This is a genomic window from Trichococcus sp. (assembly GCF_049589555.1).
Taxonomy (GTDB): domain Bacteria; phylum Bacillota; class Bacilli; order Lactobacillales; family Aerococcaceae; genus Trichococcus.
Genome location: NZ_JBAWAZ010000173.1, coordinates 1 through 3692, shown reverse-complemented (window position 1 = coordinate 3692; position 3692 = coordinate 1). Strand labels below are relative to the sequence as shown.

The following is a 3692-nucleotide window of genomic DNA, read 5'->3' as shown; positions in this document are numbered from 1 at the left end:
GGTGGGGCCACTTTTCCGTTTAATTTGTTTAAATGATGGTGGTATCAAAGCTGATGCTGGCAGGATTGATCAAGGTATCGCCGACTGGGCAATGCGATTCCACAAATTCCACAAAATGGCTGATTTCCGCTTCCGTGTTATCGGCTTTGACGCGGTAGGTCGCATGAATGTCAGTGAAACCGATTTTGACATTCTCGTCGCCCAAAAATCCGTCCGTGTTCAGGTTTCCGCTCACCTCAACTTCAAGTTCATGAAGTTTTATGCCGAGCTTTTCGGCAAACATTCTTCCGGCGATAGCTTTACAGCTGCCCAATCCGGCAAGCAATGCCTCCACCGGGCTCAGGCCGACGTCCGTGCCTCCGAATGCTTCCGGTTCATCCAGCACGATGGACTTTCCTCTGGCTTTGTTGATCACCTGGTAATTTTCATGCAAACTTGTCGATGTCACTTTGAATAGTTGATTTGGCATATCTGTTCCCCCTATTTATTAAAATTTGATAAGAAAAGAGTACCACCTTACTTACTTTTTGGATAACATACAAAATCGAACAAGCTTGATAGAAAAAACAGAACAGCCTTTGTCGGAAGGTGAATCATCTGATTGCGCAAGGTTTTTGTTTCTTTTTGGCCCTGAATCGGATATGATAACAACGGCAGGAACAGACGTTCTCGCTTGTTTTATTTTTGAAAGGATTCAACATGACTGGAAAAACACACGTAGCGATTGGGACTGCCGCCAGCTTGCTGGTTACACAACCCTCCACGCTGAAAGAACTATTTATCTGTCTGGGCGTAGCGATCGTCGGGTCTGTCATCAGCGACATCGATGTCAGCACCTCGGAATCCCATCAGACACTGGACTGGATTCTTGGTTTGATCCTGGCAGTATCGGTCCTGTTGGCATTCGCTGAGTCCAGATGGTCACTCGGAATCTTCTCCGCCATCCTGAACGACAGCTCCTACTCCCGGATCTTTTTCGGAACCGTAATTTTTTTGGGCATCTGCATCTTCGGAAAGGAACAACCGCATCGGTCGTTTCTTCATTCCATACTCGGACTGGCCTTGCTGAGCATGGCGGTCTATATTCTGTCTCCGCTGTTGGTCCCTTATTTCGCGGTTGCGATGGCATCACATATCGCGATCGATATGCTGAACCATAAACGCGTGAAGCTATTTTATCCGCTGCCCGGCGGCATCCGCCTCGGTTTGTGCAGCGCGGATGGCATCGTGAACGCTTGGTTGTTCAAAATCGGCAGTCTCGTGGTCATCATCGAAATGGTACAGCTGATCGGCAGGATGGAATTGGCATTCTTTTCATAGACGGTAAAGCAAAAAAACACAAGTGTCCTGGCTATGTCAGCTGGATGCTTGTGTTTTTGCTTGTTTCATGAATGGCCGCTGAGTTACTCTGTTCTCCGGTGAGAGCAGCCTTAGCCGTAGTTGCGACCTCGACTATCTCGTTCTTCTCCGGTCAAGCGATTTTCGCAGAAGTTGCGGCCGCGTATTCGAAATGTCCTCTGGTGACGGCAACCCTCACCGGAGATCCGGACTCGTTCGCGTTCCCCGCTATCCTCCGCTCAGCCACCCATTACTAACTAACATCAACCAAACTGATTCGAGCTATCTTTCGTATAGAGCATCATCAGCTTATTGTTCAGCATCGGATCGGTGTTGAAGCGCCCGCGCAGCGTAGTCGTGATGGTTTTCGCACCTGGCTTCTGAATGCCACGGGTGGTCATGCAGCCGTGCTCGCCTTGGATGATGACTGCTATGTCCTCCGATTCGGTGATTTTCTCCAGAATCTCCGCGATGTCGCTGCCGATCCTTTCCTGCAGCTGCAGCCTGCGACCCGCCATATCGGCAATCCGGGCTATTTTGCTCAAACCGATGACCTTTTGTTTGGGGATATACGCAACCGCAACCTTCATGTTGTACATCAACGCCAGATGATGCTCGCAGTGGCTGAATATCTCAATGTCCTTCATGAAGACCAAGTCATTTTCGGCATTGCCCAAGGCCAGGTCATCCTCGAAAGTGGTGTTCAGCATTTCAGCGATCTCATCGTTCGTATAGCACATCCCGTTGTAGATGTCCTCGTACATTTTGGCCACCCGTTTCGGTGTATCCTTGAGACCCTCTCTTTCAGGATCGTCGCCCAAGGCAATCAAGATACCCTTTATATGCCCTTCGATCGCTTGTACATCAATTACCATGGTTAAACTCCTCTCTCGTTCGGATCCCAAATGATTTTGTGGAGCTGCACCTGCATGTTGACCCCATTCATCTGGTTGTCCTTCATGAAATCAACGATGCTTTCCAGCTCGATATCCCCGAACACCGGACTGATGAAGATGCTGGTTTTTTCAGTTAGTTTGTATTTATTGATCAGTTCCCGGGCTTTCTCCAAGTCCGCCATGCTCCCTGATACAAATTTGACCGTATCTTTTTCAGTCAGATGATTGAAATTTTCCAACGCCATCATCCGCTCCATCCCGCTGGAAGGAAGCTTGTAGTCCATCGTGAAGCTCGGCGGGTTTTCCAGACCCGAAAATTTGCTCAACAACACGCTGCCGTTCGTCTCGATTTCGACATAGAGTTCCGGATCTTGCGAAAGCAACTCCAAAAGTTCTCCCATGTCTTGCTGCAGCAGCGGCTCTCCCCCGGTCAGGGTGACGTTTGTGACGTTGGTGTCCTTGATGTAGACATAAACTTCTTCGGCCGTCATCGGATCAAATGCGACTTTTCTGTCGTTGGCCCAAGCGGTATCGCAATAGCCGCAGTTCAGATTGCATCCCGCGAACCGGATAAAGGTCGCCAATTGCCCGCACCTACGGCCTTCGCCGTTGATGCTGACGAATTTTTCAACTACCTGCAATACCATTTATCTTACCCCGCTTTCTTCATAAGCGGCGCTGTTTGTCGGTGTTTCATAAACGGTCGCTCGCTTCACATCATAACCTAAGTCAGCCATCGTTCTGTAGAAATGTGCGGCGAAATTTTCGGCTGTCGGACGGAACGGGAATTCGATGACGGTAAAACCGTCTTCCTTGATGCATTGCAGCGTTTGTTCCCGCATGGTCCCCTGCTCGATAATCAGCGCGTGGTCTAATCGATCCACGGCGGCCTTGAGGTCCTTTTTCAAATCTCCGAAATCCACTACCATTCCGTCCAGTTGTCCGGATGCGACCAATTCTTCCGATTGAACCTCGATTTCGACCCGCCATCTGTGGCCGTGGATGTTTGCGCATTTGCCTGCATAGCCAGCAAGAAAATGAGCGCTGTCGAAGCTGTGCTCTGTTTTTAAAATATACATTTTTGTATTTCTCCCCCTAAAGTTGTCCGCAGCACCGCCCCTTTTTACAGGCGTTGCTGCCGTTCTGCCAATCCGTCGTTCCAGAACTTTCCTTGTCTTTAATGGCTTCGAAAATATGCATATCAACTATATTTTTTGGCACAAAAAAAGGGCACACTATGCCCATCAACAAACGACCGCTTCAAATAAGCAGCAGTCAGGTCCTAGTTTTATTTTGAGACAGGATGGTTACGAACTGTCTTATTCTGTTTTTTGATACCCATACAGACTACTACAGGAAAAATGGATAGTCAAGCTGTCCCGGAACAAAAACAGGCGAAGTCATCTCAAATCCGTTCAAATTGTCTGAACCATTTTCTTTTGTATGTCAGCCTTCCAT

General features: G+C 48.5%; 5 protein-coding genes. 1 reads left to right on the top strand and 4 read right to left on the bottom strand.

Annotation, left to right across the window (positions count from 1 at the left end; translation table 11 throughout):
* Window positions 1–28 precede the first annotated feature (28 nt).
* On the bottom strand, window positions 29–469 hold the full coding sequence (locus tag WBV27_RS06860) for an OsmC family protein (protein WP_086629224.1): 441 nt from the start codon (window positions 467–469) through the stop codon (window positions 29–31).
* A gap of 230 nt (window positions 470–699) precedes the next feature.
* Between WBV27_RS06860 and WBV27_RS06855 the strand changes: the two genes are divergently transcribed.
* A complete protein-coding gene (locus WBV27_RS06855) occupies window positions 700–1320 on the top strand; it encodes a metal-dependent hydrolase (RefSeq protein WP_424200593.1) in 621 nt (206 codons plus the stop codon).
* Between the two features lie 281 nt (window positions 1321–1601).
* On the opposite strand, the gene folE is transcribed toward WBV27_RS06855, so the two are convergent.
* The 3 genes from folE to queD are packed head-to-tail and all read right to left on the bottom strand — an operon-like array spanning window position 1602 to window position 3313.
* Window positions 1602–2213, bottom strand: a complete 612-nt coding sequence (gene folE / locus WBV27_RS06850; RefSeq protein WP_424200591.1) for a GTP cyclohydrolase I FolE — start codon at window positions 2211–2213, stop codon at window positions 1602–1604.
* Window positions 2214–2215: 2 nt separating this feature from the next.
* Window positions 2216–2881: a putative 7-carboxy-7-deazaguanine synthase QueE gene (gene queE / locus WBV27_RS06845; RefSeq protein ID WP_424200589.1), complete on the bottom strand. Its 666-nt coding sequence runs from the start codon at window positions 2879–2881 to the stop codon at window positions 2216–2218.
* Window positions 2882–3313 (bottom strand): 6-carboxytetrahydropterin synthase QueD, encoded by a 432-nt coding sequence (gene queD / locus WBV27_RS06840; protein WP_424200587.1) that lies wholly within the window; start codon window positions 3311–3313, stop codon window positions 2882–2884.
* Window positions 3314–3692 lie beyond the last annotated feature (379 nt).

Excerpts from the sequence above, each read along its gene's own strand:
- folE (WP_424200591.1), bottom strand. The coding sequence starts at position 2,213 with ATGGTAATTGATGTACAAGCGATCGAAGGGCATATAAAGGGTATCTTG.
- WBV27_RS06855 (WP_424200593.1), top strand. The coding sequence starts at position 700 with ATGACTGGAAAAACACACGTAGCGATTGGGACTGCCGCCAGCTTGCTG.
- WBV27_RS06860 (WP_086629224.1), bottom strand. The coding sequence starts at position 469 with ATGCCAAATCAACTATTCAAAGTGACATCGACAAGTTTGCATGAAAAT.
- queE (WP_424200589.1), bottom strand. The coding sequence starts at position 2,881 with ATGGTATTGCAGGTAGTTGAAAAATTCGTCAGCATCAACGGCGAAGGC.
- queD (WP_424200587.1), bottom strand. The coding sequence starts at position 3,313 with ATGTATATTTTAAAAACAGAGCACAGCTTCGACAGCGCTCATTTTCTT.